This is a genomic window from Ancylobacter sp. SL191 (genome assembly GCF_026625645.1).
In the GTDB taxonomy this organism is placed as follows: Bacteria; Pseudomonadota; Alphaproteobacteria; order Rhizobiales; family Xanthobacteraceae; genus Ancylobacter.
This window is the reverse complement of record NZ_CP113056.1, coordinates 4,617,547-4,637,891: the sequence shown is the minus strand read 5'-3', so window position 1 is coordinate 4,637,891 and position 20,345 is coordinate 4,617,547. Positions and strand designations below refer to the sequence as shown.

Here is a 20,345-nt window from a genome sequence, read left to right as displayed (position 1 = left end):
CAGCCGGAATCCGTGTGCCTGCCAGCCTGTCGATGTCAGTGCGGTCCGTCCGTGCGGACGAGGCCGGGTGCTGCCCGCGTGACCCGGCGCATCCTTCAATTCGGAACCAGTCGTTTCCTGCAGGCCCATGTGGCGCTGTTCGTCCATGAGGCGCGCCAGCAGGGGCAGGACATCGGCCCGATCACCGTGGTGCAGGCCTCCGGCTCGGCCGATCGCGCCGGCCGTGTCGCCGCCTTTGGCCGTCCCGAGGGCTATCCGGTGATCATTCGCGGCATGGTCGAGGGCGCCCCGGTGGAGCGCGCCGTGCAGGTGACCGCTGTCGATCAGGGCCTGTCCGCCGCCGCCGACTGGCCGGCGCTCACCCGGCTCTTCGCGCAGGAGGCGGAGATCGTCGTCTCCAATATGGGCGATGCCGGCTACCGCATCGTCGATGAGGATCAGGGCCCGGCGCTGCTGTCGGGCGCTGTGCCGGTCTCCTTCCCCGGCAAGCTGACCGCGCTGCTCCATGCCCGCTGGCAGGCGGGAGGGCGACCGCTCACCCTGCTGCCCTGCGAACTCATCAACCGCAATGGCGAGGTGCTCGGCGCCGCCGTGCAGGCGCTCGCCGCCGCCAGCGGCGCCCCGGCGGCGTTCGGCGACTGGATCGCGACCTCGGTGGTCTTCGCCAACACGCTGGTCGACCGCATCGTCTCCGAGCCGATCGAGCCGGTCGGCGCGGTGGCCGAGCCCTATGCGCTCTGGGCCATCGAGCGCCGCGCGGGGCTCGACCTGCCGTTCAGCCATCCCAGCGTGACGCTGACCGACGATCTCGACCCCTTCGAGCGGCTGAAGCTGCACATCCTCAATCTCGGCCACACCGTGCTGGCGGAAATCTGGGTGCGCGAGGGGCGGGCGCCGGGCGAGACGGTGCGGGCCATCCTCGCCGATGACGCCATCCGCGCCCGGCTCGATGCGCTTTATGCGCAGGAGGTCATCCCCGGCTTTGCCGCGCGGGGCATGGAGGCTGAGGCCCGCGCCTATGTCGGCGTCACGCTCGACCGCTTCCGCAACCCGTTCCTCGATCACCGCATCGCCGACATCGCGCAGAACCACGCGGTGAAGGTCGAGCGGCGGCTCGGCGCCTTCCTCGACTGGATCGCCGGCCAGCCCGGCGCCCCGGCGACACCGGTGCTCGCGGCCATCGTCGCGCGGCACGGCGCGGAGCAGGTGGCATGACCTATCAGTTCGATTTCAGCTCGCTCTGGGCCTATTGGCCGGAATTCCTGCAGGGCGCCTGGCTCACCCTGCAGCTTTCGGCGGTCTCCACCGTGCTCGGCTTCGTGCTCGGCACGCTCTGCGCCATCGGCCGGTCGGACGGGCCGCGCTGGGTGCGCTTTCTGGTGGCGAGCTATGTAGAGATCATCCGCAACACGCCGCTGCTGGTGCAGGTGTTCATCGTCTATTTCGGCATCGCCACGCTCGGCATCCGGGTGTCCGCCAACATGGCGGCGGTGATCGCGCTGGTGGTGAACGTCGCCGCCTATACCTGCGAGATCGTCCGCGCCGGCCTTGAATCGGTGCACAAGTCGCAGCTCGAGGCGGCGGACTGCCTCGGCCTGTCGCGGCCGCAGATTTACTGGCACGTCATCATCCGCCCGGCGATCGAGCGGGTCTATCCGGCGCTGACCAGCCAGTATGTGCTGCTGATGCTGGCCTCCTCCATCACCTCGCAGATTTCGGCGGAGGAACTCACCGCCGTCGCCAACCGCATCCAGTCCGACACCTTCCGGTCCTTCGAGACCTACATCGTGGTCGGGCTGATCTATCTCGCTCTGTCTTTCGTGGTGCGCATCGCGCTGGGGCTGTTCGGCCTCGTGGTGTTCGTGCGCCGGCGCAAGCTCGGCACGGCGCTGTGAGGGTCTGATCCATGCCGAGTTTCAGCCTCATCCATCTGCAATTCCTCGGTTGGGCCGCGCTGTGGACGCTCGGCCTGTCCGCCATCGCCTTCATCGGCGGCGGTCTGGTCGGCTTCACCGTCGCGCTGATGCGCATCTCGCCGAACCGCGCGCTGCGCTACGCGGCGATCGGCTACATCCAGATCGTGCAGGGCACGCCGCTGCTGATCCTGCTGTTCCTGATCTATTTCGGTATCGCCATTGTCGGCTTCCAGGAAGTGCCGGCGCTGTTCGCGGCGGGGCTCGGCCTCACCATCTACGCGTCGGGCTTCCTCGCCGAGATCTGGCGCGGCTGCCTGCAATCAGTGCCGAAGACCCAGTGGGAGGCGGCCGAGTGCCTCGCGCTCACCCCCTGGCAGCGCATGACGCGGGTGATCCTGCCGCAGGCGATGCGCATCGCCACGCCCCCGACGGTCGGCTTCCTCGTGCAGATCGTCAAGAACACCTCGCTGGCCTCCGTGGTCGGGTTCGTCGAACTCGCGCAGGCCGGCAAGCTCATCAACAACTCGATCTTCGAGCCCTTCACCGTCTTCATGGTCGTGGCGGCGATCTACTTCGCGATCTGCTTCCCGCTGTCGACCTGGAGCCGGAGGCTGGAAAGGAAGCTCAATGTCGGCCGTGGTTAAACTCGAGAACGTTCACAAGAGCTTCGGCGCCCATAAGGTGCTGGACGGCGTGACCTTCACGGTCGGCCGCGGCGAGGTGGCGGCGGTGATCGGCCAGTCCGGCTCCGGCAAGTCGACGGCCCTGCGCTGCATCAACGCGCTGGAGACCATCGACGACGGCACGATCGACGTGTGCGGCCATGCCGTCCACGACCCCAAGCTCGACCGCCGCTCGCTGCGCCGCGACGTCGGCATCGTGTTCCAGAGCTACAACCTGTTCCCGCACCTCACCGCCGAGCAGAACATCATGCTGGCGCCGAGCTGCGTGAAGAAGGTGGGCAAGGCCGAGGCGCGCGATCTCGCCCAGGACGTGCTGCGCCGCGTCGGCCTCGCGGAGAAGGCCGGGCACTATCCCGAGCAGCTCTCCGGCGGCCAGCAGCAGCGCGTCGCCATCGCCCGCTCGCTCGCCATGCAGCCCAAGCTCATGCTGTTCGACGAGGTGACCTCGGCGCTCGATCCCCAGCTCACCGGCGAGGTGTTGAAGGTCATGGAAGACCTCGCCCGCGGCGGCATGACGATGATCCTCGTCACCCATGAGATGGCCTTCGCCCGCAAGGTCGCGAGCCAGGTCGTCTACATGCACAAGGGCAAGGTCTGGGAGACCGGGCCCGGTTCCATGCTGGAGAGCCCGAAGACGCCCGAACTCGCCGAGTTCGTCGGCTCCGGCCTCTGATCGTCCGGCCGGCGCCTCAACGCCAAGGCGGCGCCGGTCCCATCTCAACGCCTAACGCCAACAAGTCCCTGGGAGGGCACCATGAACCGCCGCGCATTCCTCACTGCCACCGCCATTGCCGGCCTCGCCGGCAGCTTCGGCCTGCCGGGCCTCGCCAAGGCCGACACGCTTGACGACATCAAGAAGCGCGGCAAGCTCCTGGTTGCCATCGACCTTGGCTCCCCGCCCTTCGGCATGGCCGATGCGCAGATGCAGCCGACCGGTTCGGACGTGGAAAGCGCCCGCCTGCTCGCCGCCCATCTCGGCGTGCCGCTGGAGATCGTGCAGGTCACCAGCCCGAACCGCGTGCCGTTCCTGCTGACCGGCAAGGCCGACATCGTCATGGCCTCCTTCTCGGTGAACGAGGAGCGCAAGAAGGTCATCGATTTCTCCGACGCCTATGGCGTGATCCAGATCGTCGTTGCTGCGCCCAAGGGCGCCGCCATCAAGACTGTCGAGGATCTGGCCGGCAAGCGCATCGGCACCACGCGCGGCTCGACCAACGACAAGGAAGTCACCGCGCAGGTGAAGAACGCCGAGATCGTCCGCTATGACGACGACGCGACCCTCATCACCGCGCTGGTCTCCGGCCAGGTGGACGTGATGGGCTCCTCGCCGCAGGTGATGGCGGCGGTGAACCAGCGCCGTCCCAACGACCCGTTCGAGACCAAGCTCGTGCTGAAGACCAACCCCTACGCCATCGGCCTGCGCAAGGGCGAGGACAAGCTCCGCGTCGCGCTCAACGAGTGGATCGCGCAAGACCTGGCCAACGGGAAGCTGCGCGAGATCTACCTCAAATACAACGGCGTGCCGCTGCCGCAGACCCTGCCGGCCACCAACTGACGAGCCTCCCGACTGCGGCCCGGTGATCCCGGCACCACGCCTCTCATCGGGCCGCATCTTTCTCCGCTTCGACCCCGCCCCGGAAAGCCCGCGCCATGAAAGCCCTGATCTGCGAAGAACCCGGCCGCCTCTCGGTCATCAGCCGTCCCGAGCCGGTGCCGGCGGCGGGCGAGGCGCTGATCCGCATCCGCCGGGTGGGCATCTGCGGCACGGACTTTCACATCTACAAGGGCCAGCACCCCTTCCTCGAATATCCCCGCGTCATGGGTCACGAGCTCTCCGGCACGGTGGAGAGCGCGCCGGCGGGCAGCGGCCTCGCCAAGGGGCAGAATGTCTACATCGTGCCGTACCTGTCCTGCGGCACCTGCCATGCCTGCCGCAAGGGCGTGAACAATGCCTGCATGAACATCAACGTGCTCGGCGTGCACCGCGATGGCGGCATGGCCGAATTCCTCTGCGTGCCCGTGCAGAACGTCGTGCCGGCCGGCTCCGCCTCGCTGGACGAGGCGGCGATGATCGAGTTCCTCGCCATCGGCGCCCATGGCGTGAAGCGCGGCGGCATCACCGGGCAGGACCGCGTGCTGGTCGTGGGCTCCGGCCCCATCGGCATGTCCGCCATCATCTTCGCCAAGGCGCGCGGGGCGCATGTGACGGTGATGGACCTGCGCGAGGACCGCATCGGCTTCACCATCAACGAGCTGGGCGCCGACCAGATGCTGATCGCCGACGCCTCCGCCGAGGCGGAAGCCAAGCGGCTGACCGGCGGCGACTTCTACGATGTGGTGATCGACGCCACCGGCAACGCGGCCGCCATGCAGCGCGGTTTCGGCTTTCTCGCCCATGCCGGCCGCTACGTGCTGGTCAGCGTGGTGCGCACCGACATCACCTTTTCCGACCCTGAATTCCACAAGCGCGAGGCGACGCTGTTCGCCAGCCGCAACGCGCAGGCCGACGACTTCGCCGAGGTCGTCCGGCAGATGGAGGCCGGCAAGGTGCCGACCAAGGCGCTGAACACCCATCGCGGCCCGCTCAGCGAGGCGCCCGTCCTGTTCGACGCCTGGCTGAAGCCCGAGGCGGGCGTCATCAAGGCAATATTGGAAGTCTGAGCCCATGGCCGTTCCCCGCATCCTGCGCCTTGGCGACGCCGACAATGTCGTGATCGCGGTCGACAGCCTGCCGGCCGGCGCCATGGTCGCGGCGGGCGTCGTGGCCGCGCGGCAGATCCCCAAGGGCCACAAGGTGGCCTCGCGCGCCATTGCGGCGGGCGAGGCGATCCGCAAGTTCGGCCAGGTCATCGGCTTTGCTGGCGCCGACATCGCCCCGGGGGACTGGGTCCACGAGCACAATGTCGTGCTGCAGGATTTCGAGCGCGACTATGCCTTCGCCTCCGAGGCCCGGCCCGATACCGGCCTGCTGCCGGGCGAGGCGCCGGCGAGCTTTCAGGGCTTCCGCCGCGCCGACGGGCGGGTCGGCACGCGCAACTATATCGGCATCCTCTCCTCGGTGAACTGCTCGGCGACGGTGGCTGATTTCATCGCCGACGCGGTAACGCGCTCGGGCGTGCTCGCGGACTACCCGAACATTGACGGCGTGGTCGCCTTCACCCACGGCACGGGCTGCGGCATGGCTTCCAAGAGCGAGGAGTTCGACATCCTTGCCCGCACCCAATGGGGCTATGCCAGCCACCCGAACTTCGCCTCGATCCTCGTGGTCGGGCTCGGCTGCGAGGTGTTCCAGATCCCGCGCATGATGAAGCAGTACGGCATCGTCGAGGGACCGCATTTCCAGACGCTGACCATTCAGGAGAATGGCGGCACGCGCCAGTCCATCGAGACCGGCGTCGCCAAGATCCGCGAAATGCTGCCCTACGCCAATGCCAGCGTGCGTGAGACGGTGCCGGCCTCCGAGCTGGTGCTGGCGCTGCAATGCGGCGGCTCGGACGGTTATTCGGGCCTCACCGCCAACCCGGCGCTCGGCGCGGCGGTCGATCTGCTGGTGCGTCATGGCGGCACGGCGATCCTCTCGGAAACGCCGGAGATATTCGGCGCCGAGCATCTGCTCACCCGCCGGGCGGAAAGCGAGGCGGTCGGGCGCAAGATCGTCGATCTGATCGAGTGGTGGACGCAGTACGCCGCCCGCGCCGGTGGCGAACTGAACAACAACCCCTCGCCGGGCAACAAGGCGGGCGGGCTCACCACCATTCTGGAGAAGTCGCTCGGCGCGGTCGCCAAGGGCGGCACCTCGACCCTGCGCGGCGTCTACCGCTACGCCGAGCGCATCGACCGCCGGGGCTTCGTCTATATGGATACGCCCGGCTACGACCCGGTGGCGGCGACAGGGCAGGTGGCCGGCGGGGCGAACATGCTGTGTTTCACCACCGGGCGCGGCTCGGCCTATGGCTGCAAGCCGACACCCTCGGTGAAGCTCGCGACCAATTCCGACCTCTTCCGCCGGATGGAGGAGGACATGGACATCAATTGCGGCGATGTGCTCGACGGCGTGTCGATCGAGGCCAAGGGCCGCGAGATCTTCGAGGCCGTGCTCGCCATCGCCTCCGGCCAGCGCTCGAAATCCGAACTGCTCGGCTATGGCCGCAACGAGTTCGTGCCCTGGCAGCTCGGCGCGGTGATGTAGGCGGTCGCCGTGCGGAACGGGCCGGCGCCTCGCGGGTTCTTGCCTCACACAGGTAAGGAGCCGGACCATGAGTGAGCGCGACGAGCAGATCAGGGCGAAGGCGCATGAGCTGTGGCTCGCGGAGGGCTGCCCGACCGGCCGCGAGATCGAGCACTGGCAGCAGGCGGCGGCGCTGGTCGAGACCGACGACGCGGACATGCCCAGCGCCGGGCCGCACGCCCGGCCGGACCTCGTCAACGAGGATGCCACCCCCGGCACCGGCATGCTGCCGGATGTCGGCAGCGACGATCCCAACCAGCAGCCCTCGGGCTGACCGTCTCCTTGTATTGTCAAAGCGCCCGCCCTCGCCTACCTCGCGGGGGAACCATGCGGCGCGCCGTGGCGTTCCACCTCGGGATACAGTCGAGGTGGAGAGCCGAGGATGCAGCAAATGGGTGAGGGTACGGGCGCGACGCTGGCGCTGATCGTGATGGGCCCGTCGAGCACCGGCAAAACCACCACCGCCCGGATGCTCGCCGAGGCTCTTGGCTGGCCCTATGCCGAGGGCGACACCTTCCACCCCGCGACCAACATCGCCAAGATGTCGAAGGGCGTTCCGCTCGACGACGAGGACCGCGCGCCCTGGCTGGAGAAGATCCGCGCCTATATCGACGCCGAGGCGGCAAGCGGGCGCAATGTCATCATCACCTGCTCGGCGCTGAAGCGGGCCTACCGCGACACGTTGCGCCGGGCGAAGGCCGATGTGCGCTTTGTCGAATTGATCGCCGACCGCGCTCTGGTCGCCGACCGCATGGCCCACCGCACCGGCCATTTCATGCCGCCCTCGCTGCTCGATTCCCAGTTCGACACGCTCGAAGACCTTGCGGCGGACGAGCGCGGGGTGCAGGTCACCGTCGACGTGCCGCCCGAGCAGGTCGTCGCCCGCGCTCTGGAGGGGCTGGGGCTGACCGACCGGGCGGCGGCGTATCCCGCCGCGACCGGCGCGCAGGTGGGGGGCTGACGCGTGGAAAATTTCCAGCAGACGCTCGGCATCGGGCCGCTCCTCGCCATCGTCATTGGCGCGATCGTCCTCCTCCTTGTCCTCATCATCCACTTCCGCGTCCACGCCTTCGTAGCCCTGATCCTGGTCAGCCTGCTCACCGCCGTGGTGGCCGGCATCCCGCCGCAGGCGATCCTGACGACGATCACCTCCTCCTTCGGCTCGACACTGGGCGGGGTGGCGCTGCTCGTCGGCCTCGGCGCCATGCTGGGGCGCTTGCTCGAGGTGTCCGGCGGTGCGCAGGCGCTTGCCGATGACCTCGTCAACCGTTTCGGCGAGAAGCGCGCGCCGCTGGCGCTCGGCATCGCCTCGCTGATCTTCGGCTTCCCGATTTTCTTCGATGCCGGCCTCGTGGTGATGCTGCCGGTGGTGTTCACCGTGGCACGGCGGCTTGGCGGCGGGCTGCTGCTCTACGGCATTCCCGTCGCGACCGCCTTTTCCGTGATGCACGTCTTCGTGCCGCCGCATCCCGGCCCCGTGGCTGCGGCCGAACTGCTCGGCGCCGATGTCGGGCTGCTGGTGCTGGTGGGGCTTGCCGTCGCCATCCCGACCTGGATCGTCGCCGGCTGGCTGTTTGGCCACTGGATCGGCCAGCGCGTGGTTCTGCCAGTGCCCGAGATCCTCTCCGGCGGCGCGCCGGCGGAGCCGCCGGTGAACCCGCCGAGCTCCGGCACGGTGGTCGGTCTTCTCCTGCTGCCGCTGGTCCTCATCTTCATCAATACCGGGCTGGACTTCGCCCGCGCGCAGGGCTGGGTGAACAGCGACGCCGGCTGGTTCCAGCTTGCGCGCACCATCGGCGCGACGCCGGTAGCGCTGCTGATCGCCGTGCTGGTCGCCTCCTATGTGCTCGGCCCCCGGCGCGGGCGCGATGCGTCAAGTGTCGAGCGCACGCTGGATTCCGCGCTCGGCCCGGTCTGCTCGATCATCCTCGTGACGGGCGCCGGTGGCATGTTCGGCGGGGTGCTCCGGGCTTCCGGCATTGGCGACGCGCTGGCCGACGGCATGGCCTATATCGGCCTGCCGATCTTCGTCGCGGGCTTTCTCATCGCCACCGCGCTGCGCGTCGCACAGGGCTCGGCCACCGTCGCGCTCATCACCGCCGCGGGGCTTGTGCAGCCCGCAGTGCAGGCGGCGGGTTATCAGGGAGCGGATCTCGCCGCCATCGTCGTCGCGCTCGCCGCCGGCTCGGTCATGCTCTCGCATGTGAACGATTCCGGCTTCTGGTTGGTCGGTCGCTTCTTCAACATGGACATCAAGACCACCTTCAAGACATGGACCGTGATGCAGACATTGGTCGGGTTGATGGGTTTTGCCCTGTCGGGACTGATCTTCTGGCTGGCCTGATGATGCTGTGATGGGGGCGGCCTTGGCTTTTGCCGGCCGCTCTCACTATGGTCGCGGCCCCGTCCCATCGATTCCGGGAACCGCATGAGCGCCACGACCGATACCGCCGTCACCGCCCGCATCGCCCAGCAGATCGCCGGGGAGATCAGCGCCCGCCCGCAGCAGGCGCTGGCCGCCATCGCGCTGCTCGACGAGGGCGCGACGGTGCCCTTCATCGCGCGCTACCGCAAGGAAGTGACGGGCGGTCTCGACGACACGCAGCTGCGCCTTCTTGGCGAGCGGCTGGTCTATCTGCGCGAGCTGGAAGCCCGCCGCAGTGCCATCACCGAGTCGATCCGCCAGCAGGGCAAGCTCACCGAGGCGCTGCAAGGCGCCATCGCCGGCGCCGTCACCAAGGCGGAGCTGGAGGACATCTACCTTCCCTACAAGCCCAAGCGCCGCAATCGCGCCGACATCGCCCGCGAGCGCGGTCTTGGCCCGCTGGCCGACGCCATCCTGGCCGACCGCGCGCTGGTGCCTGCCGAACTCGCGGCCGGCTACCTCACCGAGGAGGTGCCGGATGTGAAGGCGGCGCTGGAGGGCGCGCGCGACATTCTCTCCGAGCAATTCGCGCAGAATGCCGAGCTGCTGGGCCGCCTGCGCGCCCATCTGCGCGCGCGCGCCGTCATCCACGCCCGCGTGGTCGACGGCAAGCAGGACGCCGGCGCCAAGTTCTCCGACTATTTCGACCATGCGGAGAAATGGGCGGGCATGCCGAGCCATCGGGCGCTGGCCATGCTGCGCGGGCGTAATGAAGAGGTGCTGACGCTCGACGTCGAGGTCGATCTCGACGATCCCGCGCCGATCAAACCCGTGGTTCAGATCATCGCCCACGCCTGCGGGATCGGCTCCCGCTTGCCGGGCGATGCCTGGCTCATGGAGGTCGCCGGCTGGACCTGGCGGGTGAAGCTCTCGCTCAGCCTGTCGATCGACCTGATGAGCGAACTGCGCGCCCGTGCCGAGACCGAGGCGATCGAGGTCTTCGCGCGCAATCTCAAGGATCTGCTGCTGGCCGCCCCGGCCGGCTCACGCGCCACGATGGGCCTCGATCCCGGCATCCGCACCGGTGTGAAGGTGGCGATCGTCGACGGCACCGGCAAGCTGCTCGCCACCTCCACCGTCTATCCCTTCCCGCCCAAGAACGATGTGCGCGGCACGCAGGCCGAGCTCGCCAGCCTGATCCGCCAGCACCGCGTCGAGCTCATCGCTATCGGCAACGGCACGGGTAGTCGGGAGACGGAGAAGCTGGTGGCGGACCTGCTCGCCATGCTGCCCGTGCCCGAGGGCGGGGTGAAGCCGATCAAGGTCGTGGTGTCGGAAGCCGGCGCCTCGGTCTATTCCGCCTCCGAGGCGGCCGCCGCCGAGTTCCCCGGTCTCGATGTGTCGCTGCGCGGCGCCGTGTCCATCGCCCGCCGCCTGCAGGATCCGCTGGCCGAGCTGGTGAAGATCGACCCGAAGTCCATCGGTGTCGGGCAGTACCAGCACGATGTCGACCAGTACCATCTCGCCCGCGCGCTCGACGCGGTGGTGGAGGATGCGGTGAATGCGGTCGGCGTCGACCTCAACACCGCCTCCGCCTCGCTGCTGGCCCGCGTGTCCGGTCTTGGCACCTCGCTGGCGGAAGCTATCGTCGCCCACCGCGACGCGAACGGTCCCTTCGCCAGCCGCAAGCAACTCATGAGCGTCGCCCGGCTCGGGCCGCGCACCTTCGAGCAATGCGCCGGCTTCCTGCGTATTCGCGATGGTGCCGAGCCGCTTGATTCCTCCGCCGTTCACCCGGAGGCCTATGGCGTGGCGCGCAAGATCGTCGCCGCCTGCGGGCGCGACCTGCGCACGCTGATGGGCGACAGCGCGGTACTGAAGGCAGTCGATCCGCGCAGCTTCGTGGATGAGCGCTTCGGCCTGCCGACGGTGCGCGACATCATCGCCGAACTGGAAAAGCCGGGCCGCGATCCGCGGCCGGCCTTCAAGACCGCGACCTTCGCGGACGGCGTCGACGACATGAAGGATCTCAAGCCCGGCATGTTGCTGGAGGGCACGGTGACCAATGTCGCGGCCTTCGGTGCCTTCGTCGATATCGGCGTGCATCAGGACGGGCTGGTGCATGTCTCCCAGCTCGCCGACCGCTTCGTCAAGGACGCCCACGAGGTGGTGAAGGTCGGCGATGTGGTGAAGGTGCGGGTGCTCGAGGTCGACCTCAAGCGCAAGCGCATCAGCCTTTCCCTGCGCAAGGACGCGGCGCCGGGTGCCGCGGGCGGGCGCGAGAGTGCCCGCGAGCCCGTGCGCGACAAGGCGGCTGCCGCGCGTCCCACCACGGGCGCGCCGCGTCGCGCCGAGACGCCGCGCGAACCGCAGGGAGCTTTCGGTGCCGCGCTGATGGATGCGCTGCGTCGCAAGTGAGGCGGCGGGACAGCGCAGTGCGCGGGAACGCGGTCGTGGGATGAGTGGCGCGGCTGGGAGGCGCGGGGCCCTCAAGCATTTTCGAACGAAATGGATTCCGGGTCGCGTGAAGAAAACGCGCCGAGACAAAAAACCCGAGAGCGCAACGCTCTCGCCCCGCGTGCGGTTCACGGGATGGCGGGGCCGTTCAGGGGCTTTCGTTCATGAGATCGGGCGCAGCGTAGCATTTGCGCAACGTGCTCTCGAAGCGGTCGGTCGCTCGGGCGAGCAGCGCCGGATCCTGGCTTTGCGCGGCCCGCATCAATGTGTCGATGACATCGTCGACCTCCGCCGAGCTTCCCGGCACATGGTCGTTCAGGCTGGCGAGCGCGTCCAGAATGGTCACGAAGGCGCGCGGGGGCTCGCCGGCCACCAGCACAGGGCGGGCGAGCGGCGTGTGAAGCTCGGTCTGCGAGCTGATGGGCGGGCAAAGTTGTACCGGCACGGGCTCCTCCTTGGCCGCCTTGGCTGGCGACAGTTCGGCACGTCGGCACGGCGTGGATCAGGGAGGGTGGACTCGACATGCGCCGCGGCGATCCGAACCGCGGGCGGTTCAGCCGGCGCTGCGGGTGGTCGCGGTGGCCTGCGTCGCGGCTTTGGAGGCCAGCTTGACGCGGACGCGGGGCGCTTTCGCGGCGGCGGGTGCCGTCTTGGCGGCTTCGCTGGCGATCTGGCGTGTCGTGGCCTCTGCAGCCTCGCGTTCGAGGCGGGCCAGCTTGAGGCGTTCGGTCTTGGCTTCGCGCTGCGCGGTCTCCTGCTCGATCATCGACATGGCGATGCGCGAGACAGCCTCGGCCTTGCTTTCAGTGCGCGACAATGTGGGCTTGAACGGGGTATCGCGGGTCGGCTTGGTCATCCCTCGTTCCCTTCAAAAACAGAAAAGGCCGGGTGAGCCCCGGCCTTTTCGAAGCATGGTGGCCCGCCGGTAAAACCAGGCGCGGGACGAAAGATCACGCGGCCTGGAGGTTGCCGGCCGACTGCTTGCCCGTGCGGCGATCAGCCAGCACTTCGAAGGAGATCTTCTGGCCTTCGTTCAGGCTGGACATGCCAGCGCGCTCGACCGCCGAAATATGAACGAACACATCCGGGCCGCCGTTATCCGGCTGGATGAAACCATAGCCCTTCTGGCCGTTGAACCACTTCACAGTACCTGTCGCCATGACGAATTCCTTTCAGTCGACATAGATATTTTCTCGTCTGCGCGGCCGCAGACGTTACGCTGGCATCGATTTGAGAGGAAGTTCGCCGACGCGCAAAGCTGCGCAAAACAAAGTTCAACGTCCAAGATCGATGCAGATACAGTACAGGGTTGCAAGCACTATTACAACCCCGACGCCACTTTATTTTGCCTCGGAGGGGGCAGCCGGGCGCGGTGCGCGCGGGTTCAGCGGCTTCTTCTTGGGAGCTGCGATCAGGCCGTCACGCACTGCCTGCTTGCGGGCCGCCTTACGGGCGCGGCGCACCGCTTCGGCGTCTTCACGGTTGCGGCGCTCGGACGGCTTCTCATAGGCGCGGCGGGCTTTCATTTCCCGGAACACGCCTTCGCGCTGCATCTTCTTTTTGAGAACTCTCAGGGCTTGGTCGACATTGTTGTCGCGTACGAGAACCTGCAATTCCTATCCCATCTCATGCAGCCGCGCGGGGCAACTGCCAATTCAAAGGGCCCGCCGACATGGCAAGCCCTTCCTATATGGGCCTGTTGGTGCCGCGAAGGAAGGGCTTTGGCGCGAATTGCCGCCGGGCGGCCGATCAACGCCGCGACGCGATGGCTTGAAACCGGCGCCGTTCCGTGTTTAATGTCTCAACATCTATTGAGATATTGAGGTGTTGTCATGGAAGCCTCGGCCGAGGAGGAGCGGGCCATCGCCGCCTTCGGGGCGCTGGCGCAGGAAACCCGCCTGCGCATCGTGCGTCTCTTGGTGACCGCCGGCCCGGAGGGCCTCGCCGCTGGCGTGATTGGCGAGGCGATGGGCGGGGCATCCTCCTCGCGCATGTCCTTCCATCTCGGGCAGCTTGAACAGGCCGGGCTTGTCGCGTCGCGACGGGAGGGCCGCTCCATCCTCTACAGCGCCGCCTTCCCGGCGCTGGCCGATCTCGTCGACTTCCTCATGCGCGACTGCTGCGGCGGCCATCCGCAAGTGTGCCAGCCGGCGGTCGCTGCCCTCTCCACCGTCACCTGCTGCGAGCCCGCGAAAGGCGCCACCCATGGCTGAAGCCGCCACGTCTCCTCGTGTTTTCAATGTCCTGTTTCTGTGCACCGGCAATTCGGCGCGCTCGATCCTGGCCGAGAGCATTCTCGCGAAGGATGGTGCGGGGCGCTTCCGCGCCTTCTCGGCCGGCAGCCAGCCCAAGGGCGCGGTGAACCCCTTCGCCCTTGAGGTGCTGCGCAGCTACGACTATCCGACCGACGGGTTGCGCTCGAAGAGCTGGGCGGAGTTTGCCGCGCCTGACGCCCCGGTGATGGATTTCGTCTTCACGGTCTGTGACAACGCGGCCGGCGAAGCTTGCCCAGTCTGGCCGGGTCATCCGGTCACGGCCCATTGGGGAATCGAAGACCCCGCCGCGGTCGATGGCACCGATGTGCAGAAGCTCGCCGCCTTCGTCACGGCGTTTCGCTACATGAAGAACCGGGTCGATGCGTTCGCGGCGCTGCCGGTGGCCATGCTCGACAAGGTCTCGCTGCAGGCGCGGCTTACCGAGATCGGCCGTCTCTCCGGCGCGACCGGCTCGCGCACGAGCGCAGCATGAGCGGTTCCATGGATGTCGTCATCTATCACAACCCCGATTGCGGCACCTCGCGCAACGCGCTGGCCCTGATCCGCCATGCCGGCATCGAGCCGCATGTGGTCGAATATCTGAAGTCGCCGCCCTCGCGGGCGCTGCTGGAGCAGTTGCTCGCGCGGACGGGGAAGCCCGTGCGCGCGGCGCTGCGCGAGAAGGGCACCCCCTTCGCCGAACTGCGGCTCGGCGATCCCGCCCTGTCCGACGCCGCGCTCATCGATGCGATGATGGCGCATCCGATCCTGATCAACCGGCCCCTCGTGGTCTCGCTACTTGGCGTCAAGCTGTGCCGCCCGTCCGAGACCGTGCTGGATGTGCTCCCCGTCGCGCCCAACGCTGACATAGCCAAGGATGACGGCACGTTGTTCCTGCGCGACGAGCAGGTGGCCGCGGCGGAGCCGCGGCTTGCCAAGGCCCTGCGCGACGCCGGGCTGCCGACGCAGGATCTGCCCGCCAGCCCCGGCCGCTTCTTCAGCTTCCGCACGCTGGGCGGACGCCTCGTCGGCTATGGCGGCTTCGAGCCGTATGGAGCCGACGTGTTGCTGCGCTCGCTGCTTGTGAAGGACAGCGAGCGCGGGCAGGGCCTCGGTCGCAACATGGTCCTTCTGCTGCTGTCCCGCGCCTTTGATCTCGGCGCCCGCAAGGCCTGGGTGCTCACCGAGGGGGCTGCCGGCTGGTTTGAGACGAATGGTTTCAAGGCGTTGCCGCGTGAGGCCGCGCCGCCCGCTATCGCCGCTACCCCGCAGGCTGCCGGTCTCTGCCCGGCTTCAGCGCGGCTGCTCTCTCGCTCCATCGCGCTCTAGAGGCCGTCATGTCCACCTTTGAACGCTATCTCACCCTCTGGGTGGCGGCCTGCATCGTCGCGGGCGTGGCTCTCGGCCATTTTCTGCCCGGGCTGTTCCACGCGATCGGCGCCGCGGAGATCGCCAATGTGAACCTGCCGGTGGCGGTGCTGATCTGGCTGATGATCATCCCCATGCTGCTGAAGATCGACTTTGCCGCGCTGGGAGAGGTCAGCCGCCACTGGCGCGGCATCGGCGTGACGCTGTTCGTCAACTGGGCGGTGAAGCCGTTCTCCATGGCGCTGCTGGGCTGGCTGTTCATCGGTTGGCTGTTTCGCCCCATGCTGCCCGCGGACCAGATCGACAGCTACATCGCCGGGTTGATCATTCTCGCTGCCGCGCCCTGCACGGCCATGGTGTTCGTCTGGTCGAACCTGACCAAGGGCGAGCCGCATTTCACGCTCAGCCAGGTGGCGTTGAACGACGCCATCATGGTGGTCGCCTTCGCACCCATCGTCGCGCTGCTGCTGGGACTCTCTGCCATCACGGTGCCCTGGGGAACGCTGGTGCTCTCGGTGGCGCTCTACATCGTGGTGCCGGTGATCGTGGCCCAGATGCTCCGCCGGCGTCTCCTGGCGACGGGAGGCCCGGCCGCTCTCGACCGGGTACTGGCGCGCCTCGGCCCGGCTTCGTTGGTCTCGCTGCTCGCCACGCTGGTGCTGCTGTTCGCCTTCCAGGGCGAACAGATCATCGCCCAGCCTATGGTGATCGCCCTGCTGGCCGTGCCGATCCTCATCCAGGTCTATTTCAATTCGGGCCTCGCCTATCTGCTCAACCGGATCAGCGGCGAGCAGCATTGCGTCGCCGGCCCCTCCGCCCTGATCGGGGCCTCCAACTTTTTCGAGCTGGCCGTAGCGGCGGCGATCAGCCTGTTCGGCTTCCAGTCCGGCGCTGCGCTGGCGACCGTGGTTGGCGTGCTGATCGAGGTGCCGGTGATGCTGTCGGTGGTCTATATCGTCAACCGCTCCAAGGGCTGGTACGAGCGCGGTTCGGCCGTCCGGGCCGCGTCGCGGCAGGAGCCGCGCTGATGGCGCAGGATCTGCCGAACCTTGTCGACGCCCATGTCATTGCGCCGACCCTGCAGGCGCTGACGACAACCCCGTCCAACCATCCGCCGCGCATCCTCCTGCTCTACGGCTCGCTGCGGAAGCGCTCCTACAGCCGCTTTCTGACGCTGGAGGCCGAACGCCTGCTTCGCCATTTCGGCGCGGAGACGCGGGTGTTCGATCCTCATGGCCTGCCGCTGCCCGATGGCGTCCCGGCCGATCATCCCAAGGTGCAGGAATTGCGGGCGCTGTCGCTCTGGTCGGAAGGCCAGGTGTGGGTGAGTCCCGAACGTCACGGCGCCATGACGGCGGTCATGAAAGCGCAGATTGACTGGATACCGCTCGCCGAGGGGGCTGTCCGCCCGACGCAGGGGCGCACGCTGGCGGTGATGCAGGTCAGCGGCGGGTCGCAAAGCTTCAACGCGGTCAACCAGATGCGCGTGCTCGGCCGGTGGATGCGGATGGTCACCATCCCCAATCAGTCCTCGGTCGCGAAGGCTTATGAGGAGTTCGATGAGTCCGGCCGGATGCGTCCGTCCCCCTATTACGACCGGGTGGTCGACGTGATGGAGGAACTGGTGAAGTTCACCCTGCTGACCCGCGATGTGTCGGGCCATCTCACCGACCGCTACAGCGAGCGCAAGGAGGCGGCGGAGGCGCTCGCTGCCCGCACCGGGCTGGCGTCGATCTGAGCATGCGTCCCCGGCTGGAGATCGCCGCGCTGGGCGTGTCCCAGATCATCGGCTACGGCACGCTCTATTACAGCTTCAGTCTGCTGGCGCCGTCGATGGCGCAGGGGTTCGGCTGGCCGATGGAGTGGCTCTATGGCGCCCTCTCGCTCGCTCTGCTGAGCGGCGGTCTGGTCGCGCCCTTTGTGGGGCGGGCGATTGATCGTTGCGGTGCCGCCCGGCTGATGGCGGTCGGATCGGTGGCGGCAGCGCTGACCCTTGTCGCGGGTGCGCTGGCGCCCTCCGGTCCGGTCTTCGCCCTCGCGCTTATCGCAATGGAGATGGCATCCACTCTGGTGCAGTACGGCGCCGCCTTCCCGTTGCTGAGCCAGCGGCACGGCGCCGGGGCCCAGCGCAGCATTGTCTATCTCACGCTGATTGCCGGCTTTGCCTCGACTCTGTTCTGGCCGCTCACCGTCTGGCTGGAGCACGCTCTGGACTGGCGGCAGGTGTATCTTCTCTTTGCGCTCGGCCATCTACTGATCGCCCTGCCGATCCATCTTTGGCTGGCGCGCCCGTCGCGGGCCATTGCGGGGGAGGAGGGTGCACCAGCGGGGGTGGCGCGGCCATTGGCCCGCGGGCGCTTGCCGGAGGCGTGGCGCAGGCAGGGTTTCGTGCTGATGGCCCTCGCCTTCGCGTTGCAGAGCTTCGTCAGTTCGGCTGTGTTGGTGCACATGGTGCCGATGCTCGGGGGGCTCGGCATCGGAACCTTGGCCGTGCTGGCCGGAACATTGTTCGGCCCGGCGCAGGTCGCGAGCCGGCTGGTCAACATGATGCTGGGCCGCGACCTGCCGCAATTCGCGCTGGCCATGATATCGGCCGGATTGCTGCCGGCGTCGCTGTTGCTGCTCGTGACCACCGCCCCCTCCTTCATCGGCGCTGTGGCCTTTGCCCTGCTGTTCGGCATGGGCAATGGGCTGTACAGCATCGTCGGCGGGACGCTGCCGCTGGAGTTGTTCGGCGCGGCCGGCTTCGGCGCCCGTCAAGGCGAGGTGACGGCCATCCGCCTGATCGTCGGCGCCGCCGCACCCTTCGCCTTTGCCGTGATGATGGAAGTGATGGGGACGGTGTTCGCCATTGTCATCACCAGCCTCATAGGGTCCGGCGCGGTGCTGGCTCTCTTCGCCATCGGCCGGCTCACGCGGAGCCGGCCGGCATAGGCCCATGTTGGGGGTGCCTCATCCCAACGGAAGCGGTTCGCTCAGGCCGCCCGCACCGTATCGAGGAAGCGCTGCAACTCGCTCTGGAGCTGGCGGGCCTGCTCGTTCAGCGCGGAGGACGCAGAGAGCACCTCGCCTGCCGCCGCGCCGGTCTGCTTCGCGGTGTTGGCGACGTCGGTGATGTGGCTGCTCACCGAGTTGGTGCCGCCGGCGGCCTGGTCGACGTTGCGCACGATCTCGCGCGTCGCCATGCCCTGTTCCTCCACCGCCGTGGCGATGCTCGCGGCGACGTCGCTCATCTGCCGGATCTGCTGGCCGACGCCGAGGATCACGCCGACCGCGTCCTTGGTGGTGCTCTGGATGGCGCGGATCTGGCTCGCGATCTCGTCGGTCGCCTTGGCGGTCTGGTCGGCGAGGTTCTTCACCTCGGCGGCGACCACCGCGAAGCCGCGACCCGCCTCGCCGGCGCGTGCCGCCTCGATGGTGGCGTTGAGGGCGAGAAGGTTGGTCTGGGCGGCGATGGCGTTGATCAGTTCCAGCACGTCGCCGATGCGCGCGGCGCCCTGTGAGAGCTCCTGCATCACGGCGCCGGTCTTCTCCGCTTCCTTGACTGCGCTGGCGGACATGGCGGCGGACTGCTCGACCTGCCGGGAAATCTCGTCAACCGAGGCGCCGAGTTCCTCGGCCGAGGAAGCGACGATGATGACATTGGTCGAGGCCTCCTCCGCCGCCGCCGCAACCGCGGTGGACTGCGAGGAGGTCTGGTCGGCGGCCGAGGACATCTGCCGCGCGGTGCGATGCAGGGTCTCGGAGGCCGTGCTGACCTGGGCGACGATGCCGCCGACACTCGCCTCGAACCGGGTGGCGAGCTCCATCATGGCCTGGCGGCGCTGGAGTTCGGCCGTGCGGCGGTTCTCCTGCGCCTCCTCCTCCATACGGGCGTTGCGCAGCAGGCTGTCCTTGAACACCAGCAGCGCGCGCGCCATGGAGCCGATCTCGTCCTGACGGCCGATGCCAGGCACCTCGGCGGCGAGATTGCCGCTGGCGAGTTCGCCCATGGTCCGGGTCAGGCGGGAGATCGGCGCGACGATCCGGCGGGCGACCACGAGCAGGCCGACAAGCGCGAGGCCGAGGGAAACCACCAGCACGATGCCGTAGAGCACGACACGGCTCTCGGCGCGTGCCTCGGTCGCCTGCGCCGTGCTGGCAAGGTTGTCGAGAGCGATGCCGGCAATGGCGGCAATGTCGTTCAAACCAATCTCGACCGCCTCACGCCAGGTGGTGAGCTCGACATCGGCCGGCTGGCCGCTGCTGAGGCGAGCCACCAGCCCGTCGCGCAGCGTGCGGAAACGGCCAGTGAAGTAGCTCGCCTGTGCCGCGTCAACCGCCTGCTTCAGGCTTTCCGGCGCGTTGGGCGCCGCTGCGATGTCGCGGACCGCCGCCCAGGCGAGATCGGCCTTGGCGTCGTTGACGGTAAGGTTACGTACATCCTCGGCGGAGAAGGTGCGCTTCTGCGCCAGCGCGGCGTTGAACAGCAGCGTGCTCATCCCGGCATGGTTCCGGGTGGTCCAGGCCATGGCGCGGGCAAGGATGAGCTGCGACAGCGCCGGGTCCAGCGAGCGGATGTGGCTCTCGATGTCGGTCGATGTCTTGTCGAGTGTGGCGAGCAGCTTGCCGCCCTCGTCCATCCACTTCGGCCCGAGCGTCTTGTCCCGGCCATCAAGCGGCAACTTGATCTGCGCATCGACCTCGGCGCGCAGTGCCTTCACCTTGTCGAACTGCGCCTTGAGGGAGGCACCAAGTTCGCTGAAAGCGGGATCGGCGGCCTGACCGACGAGTCCCTCGATCGCCGCGTCGACTGCCGGAGTCACGCGGGCGCGGCGCTCCATGCCCTTGGCGATGCTGCGGCCATTCTCGGCCGGCGCAAGGGTGAGGGCGGTGTTCATCTCGCCGCGCTCGAAACGGAAATTGGCGAGCCCTTCGAACAGATTACGGTCGATCTGCGCCAGCGCGCTCACCTCGCGCGCGGCCCCCAGCGTGCGGTAGGAGGTGTTCAAGGATTCAAAGCAGAGCGCGGCCAGTATCACGCTCAGTATGCCGAAGAGCGTCAGAAGTGTCGTCTTGATGGAGATGCGCATG

At 68.0% G+C, this 20,345-nt stretch carries 22 protein-coding genes; 17 read left to right on the top strand and 5 right to left on the bottom strand.

The window, feature by feature from the left end:
• Positions 1-78 precede the first annotated feature (78 nt).
• From OU996_RS21260 to OU996_RS21210, 11 genes are all read left to right on the top strand, one after another.
• Entirely contained in the window at positions 79-1,215 is a 1,137-nt protein-coding gene (locus tag OU996_RS21260; RefSeq protein ID WP_267583614.1) for a mannitol dehydrogenase family protein, read from the top strand.
• Positions 1,212-1,895: an amino acid ABC transporter permease gene (locus OU996_RS21255; protein WP_267583612.1), complete on the top strand. Its 684-nt coding sequence runs from the start codon at positions 1,212-1,214 to the stop codon at positions 1,893-1,895. The genes OU996_RS21260 and OU996_RS21255 overlap by 4 nt, the downstream gene beginning before the upstream one ends.
• An 11-nt stretch (positions 1,896-1,906) precedes the next feature.
• Complete coding sequence (locus tag OU996_RS21250; protein WP_267583611.1) at positions 1,907-2,560, top strand: amino acid ABC transporter permease; 654 nt, start codon at positions 1,907-1,909, stop codon at positions 2,558-2,560.
• The gene (locus OU996_RS21245) at positions 2,544-3,272 is read left to right on the top strand and encodes an amino acid ABC transporter ATP-binding protein (protein ID WP_267583610.1); all 729 of its coding nucleotides are present in this window, start codon (positions 2,544-2,546) and stop codon (positions 3,270-3,272) included. Before OU996_RS21250 ends, OU996_RS21245 begins: the two co-directional genes overlap by 17 nt.
• Before the next feature lie 81 nt (positions 3,273-3,353).
• Positions 3,354-4,154, top strand: a complete 801-nt coding sequence (locus OU996_RS21240; protein ID WP_267583609.1) for a transporter substrate-binding domain-containing protein — start codon at positions 3,354-3,356, stop codon at positions 4,152-4,154.
• A gap of 95 nt (positions 4,155-4,249) precedes the next feature.
• The gene (locus OU996_RS21235; RefSeq protein ID WP_267583608.1) at positions 4,250-5,260 is read left to right on the top strand and encodes a zinc-binding alcohol dehydrogenase family protein; all 1,011 of its coding nucleotides are present in this window, start codon (positions 4,250-4,252) and stop codon (positions 5,258-5,260) included.
• Positions 5,261-5,264: 4 nt separating this feature from the next.
• Complete coding sequence (locus OU996_RS21230) at positions 5,265-6,788, top strand: UxaA family hydrolase (RefSeq protein ID WP_267583607.1); 1,524 nt, start codon at positions 5,265-5,267, stop codon at positions 6,786-6,788.
• 67 nt (positions 6,789-6,855) lie between these two features.
• Positions 6,856-7,101, top strand: a complete 246-nt coding sequence (locus OU996_RS21225; protein WP_267583606.1) for a DUF2934 domain-containing protein — start codon at positions 6,856-6,858, stop codon at positions 7,099-7,101.
• 117 nt (positions 7,102-7,218) lie between these two features.
• The gene (locus tag OU996_RS21220; protein ID WP_267583605.1) at positions 7,219-7,788 is read left to right on the top strand and encodes a gluconokinase; all 570 of its coding nucleotides are present in this window, start codon (positions 7,219-7,221) and stop codon (positions 7,786-7,788) included.
• A 3-nt stretch (positions 7,789-7,791) separates the two neighbouring features.
• Positions 7,792-9,171 (top strand): GntP family permease, encoded by a 1,380-nt coding sequence (locus OU996_RS21215; RefSeq protein WP_267583604.1) that lies wholly within the window; start codon positions 7,792-7,794, stop codon positions 9,169-9,171.
• A gap of 84 nt (positions 9,172-9,255) precedes the next feature.
• Complete coding sequence (locus tag OU996_RS21210) at positions 9,256-11,610, top strand: Tex family protein (protein WP_267583603.1); 2,355 nt, start codon at positions 9,256-9,258, stop codon at positions 11,608-11,610.
• A 187-nt stretch (positions 11,611-11,797) separates the two neighbouring features.
• Here the strand turns inward: OU996_RS21210 and OU996_RS21205 are convergent, their stop codons facing one another.
• The 4 genes from OU996_RS21205 to rpsU all read right to left on the bottom strand — a co-directional run bounded on the left by OU996_RS21205 (position 11,798) and on the right by rpsU (position 13,262).
• Positions 11,798-12,094, bottom strand: a complete 297-nt coding sequence (locus OU996_RS21205; RefSeq protein WP_267583602.1) for a hypothetical protein — start codon at positions 12,092-12,094, stop codon at positions 11,798-11,800.
• A 108-nt stretch (positions 12,095-12,202) separates the two neighbouring features.
• Positions 12,203-12,505, bottom strand: coding sequence for a hypothetical protein (locus OU996_RS21200; protein ID WP_267583601.1), 303 nt, complete (start codon positions 12,503-12,505; stop codon positions 12,203-12,205).
• 94 nt (positions 12,506-12,599) lie between these two features.
• Positions 12,600-12,809: a cold-shock protein gene (locus OU996_RS21195; RefSeq protein ID WP_267583600.1), complete on the bottom strand. Its 210-nt coding sequence runs from the start codon at positions 12,807-12,809 to the stop codon at positions 12,600-12,602.
• 180 nt (positions 12,810-12,989) lie between these two features.
• Positions 12,990-13,262, bottom strand: coding sequence for a 30S ribosomal protein S21 (rpsU, locus tag OU996_RS21190; protein WP_267583599.1), 273 nt, complete (start codon positions 13,260-13,262; stop codon positions 12,990-12,992).
• Positions 13,263-13,481: 219 nt separating this feature from the next.
• On the opposite strand from rpsU, the gene OU996_RS21185 reads away from it, so the two are divergent.
• The 6 genes from OU996_RS21185 to arsK are packed head-to-tail and all read left to right on the top strand — an operon-like array spanning position 13,482 to position 18,206.
• Positions 13,482-13,862, top strand: a complete 381-nt coding sequence (locus tag OU996_RS21185) for an ArsR/SmtB family transcription factor (RefSeq protein WP_267583598.1) — start codon at positions 13,482-13,484, stop codon at positions 13,860-13,862.
• On the top strand, positions 13,855-14,397 hold the full coding sequence (locus OU996_RS21180) for an arsenate reductase ArsC (RefSeq protein ID WP_267583597.1): 543 nt from the start codon (positions 13,855-13,857) through the stop codon (positions 14,395-14,397). The genes OU996_RS21185 and OU996_RS21180 overlap by 8 nt, the downstream gene beginning before the upstream one ends.
• Complete coding sequence (gene arsC, locus OU996_RS21515) at positions 14,394-15,233, top strand: arsenate reductase (glutaredoxin) (protein ID WP_420712662.1); 840 nt, start codon at positions 14,394-14,396, stop codon at positions 15,231-15,233. The genes OU996_RS21180 and arsC overlap by 4 nt, the downstream gene beginning before the upstream one ends.
• Positions 15,234-15,241: 8 nt before the next feature.
• Positions 15,242-16,300 (top strand): ACR3 family arsenite efflux transporter, encoded by a 1,059-nt coding sequence (arsB, locus tag OU996_RS21165; RefSeq protein ID WP_267583596.1) that lies wholly within the window; start codon positions 15,242-15,244, stop codon positions 16,298-16,300.
• Complete coding sequence (arsH, locus tag OU996_RS21160) at positions 16,300-17,010, top strand: arsenical resistance protein ArsH (RefSeq protein ID WP_267583595.1); 711 nt, start codon at positions 16,300-16,302, stop codon at positions 17,008-17,010. Before arsB ends, arsH begins: the two co-directional genes overlap by 1 nt.
• 2 nt (positions 17,011-17,012) lie before the next feature.
• Positions 17,013-18,206 (top strand): arsenite efflux MFS transporter ArsK, encoded by a 1,194-nt coding sequence (gene arsK / locus OU996_RS21155; RefSeq protein WP_267583594.1) that lies wholly within the window; start codon positions 17,013-17,015, stop codon positions 18,204-18,206.
• A 41-nt stretch (positions 18,207-18,247) separates the two neighbouring features.
• Here the strand turns inward: arsK and OU996_RS21150 are convergent, their stop codons facing one another.
• Positions 18,248-20,344, bottom strand: a complete 2,097-nt coding sequence (locus OU996_RS21150; RefSeq protein WP_267583593.1) for a methyl-accepting chemotaxis protein — start codon at positions 20,342-20,344, stop codon at positions 18,248-18,250.
• Position 20,345: the final 1 nt, after the last annotated feature.

Coding starts and splice junctions, on each gene's coding strand:
- OU996_RS21255 (WP_267583612.1), top strand. CDS start 1,212: ATGACCTATCAGTTCGATTTCAGCTCGCTCTGGGCCTATTGGCCGGAA.
- OU996_RS21250 (WP_267583611.1), top strand. CDS start 1,907: ATGCCGAGTTTCAGCCTCATCCATCTGCAATTCCTCGGTTGGGCCGCG.
- OU996_RS21245 (WP_267583610.1), top strand. CDS start 2,544: ATGTCGGCCGTGGTTAAACTCGAGAACGTTCACAAGAGCTTCGGCGCC.
- OU996_RS21240 (WP_267583609.1), top strand. CDS start 3,354: ATGAACCGCCGCGCATTCCTCACTGCCACCGCCATTGCCGGCCTCGCC.
- OU996_RS21235 (WP_267583608.1), top strand. CDS start 4,250: ATGAAAGCCCTGATCTGCGAAGAACCCGGCCGCCTCTCGGTCATCAGC.
- OU996_RS21230 (WP_267583607.1), top strand. CDS start 5,265: ATGGCCGTTCCCCGCATCCTGCGCCTTGGCGACGCCGACAATGTCGTG.
- OU996_RS21225 (WP_267583606.1), top strand. CDS start 6,856: ATGAGTGAGCGCGACGAGCAGATCAGGGCGAAGGCGCATGAGCTGTGG.
- OU996_RS21220 (WP_267583605.1), top strand. CDS start 7,219: ATGGGTGAGGGTACGGGCGCGACGCTGGCGCTGATCGTGATGGGCCCG.
- OU996_RS21210 (WP_267583603.1), top strand. CDS start 9,256: ATGAGCGCCACGACCGATACCGCCGTCACCGCCCGCATCGCCCAGCAG.
- OU996_RS21200 (WP_267583601.1), bottom strand. CDS start 12,505: ATGACCAAGCCGACCCGCGATACCCCGTTCAAGCCCACATTGTCGCGC.
- OU996_RS21195 (WP_267583600.1), bottom strand. CDS start 12,809: ATGGCGACAGGTACTGTGAAGTGGTTCAACGGCCAGAAGGGCTATGGT.
- OU996_RS21185 (WP_267583598.1), top strand. CDS start 13,482: ATGGAAGCCTCGGCCGAGGAGGAGCGGGCCATCGCCGCCTTCGGGGCG.
- OU996_RS21180 (WP_267583597.1), top strand. CDS start 13,855: ATGGCTGAAGCCGCCACGTCTCCTCGTGTTTTCAATGTCCTGTTTCTG.
- arsC (WP_420712662.1), top strand. CDS start 14,394: ATGAGCGGTTCCATGGATGTCGTCATCTATCACAACCCCGATTGCGGC.
- arsB (WP_267583596.1), top strand. CDS start 15,242: ATGTCCACCTTTGAACGCTATCTCACCCTCTGGGTGGCGGCCTGCATC.
- arsH (WP_267583595.1), top strand. CDS start 16,300: ATGGCGCAGGATCTGCCGAACCTTGTCGACGCCCATGTCATTGCGCCG.
- arsK (WP_267583594.1), top strand. CDS start 17,013: ATGCGTCCCCGGCTGGAGATCGCCGCGCTGGGCGTGTCCCAGATCATC.
- OU996_RS21150 (WP_267583593.1), bottom strand. CDS start 20,344: ATGCGCATCTCCATCAAGACGACACTTCTGACGCTCTTCGGCATACTG.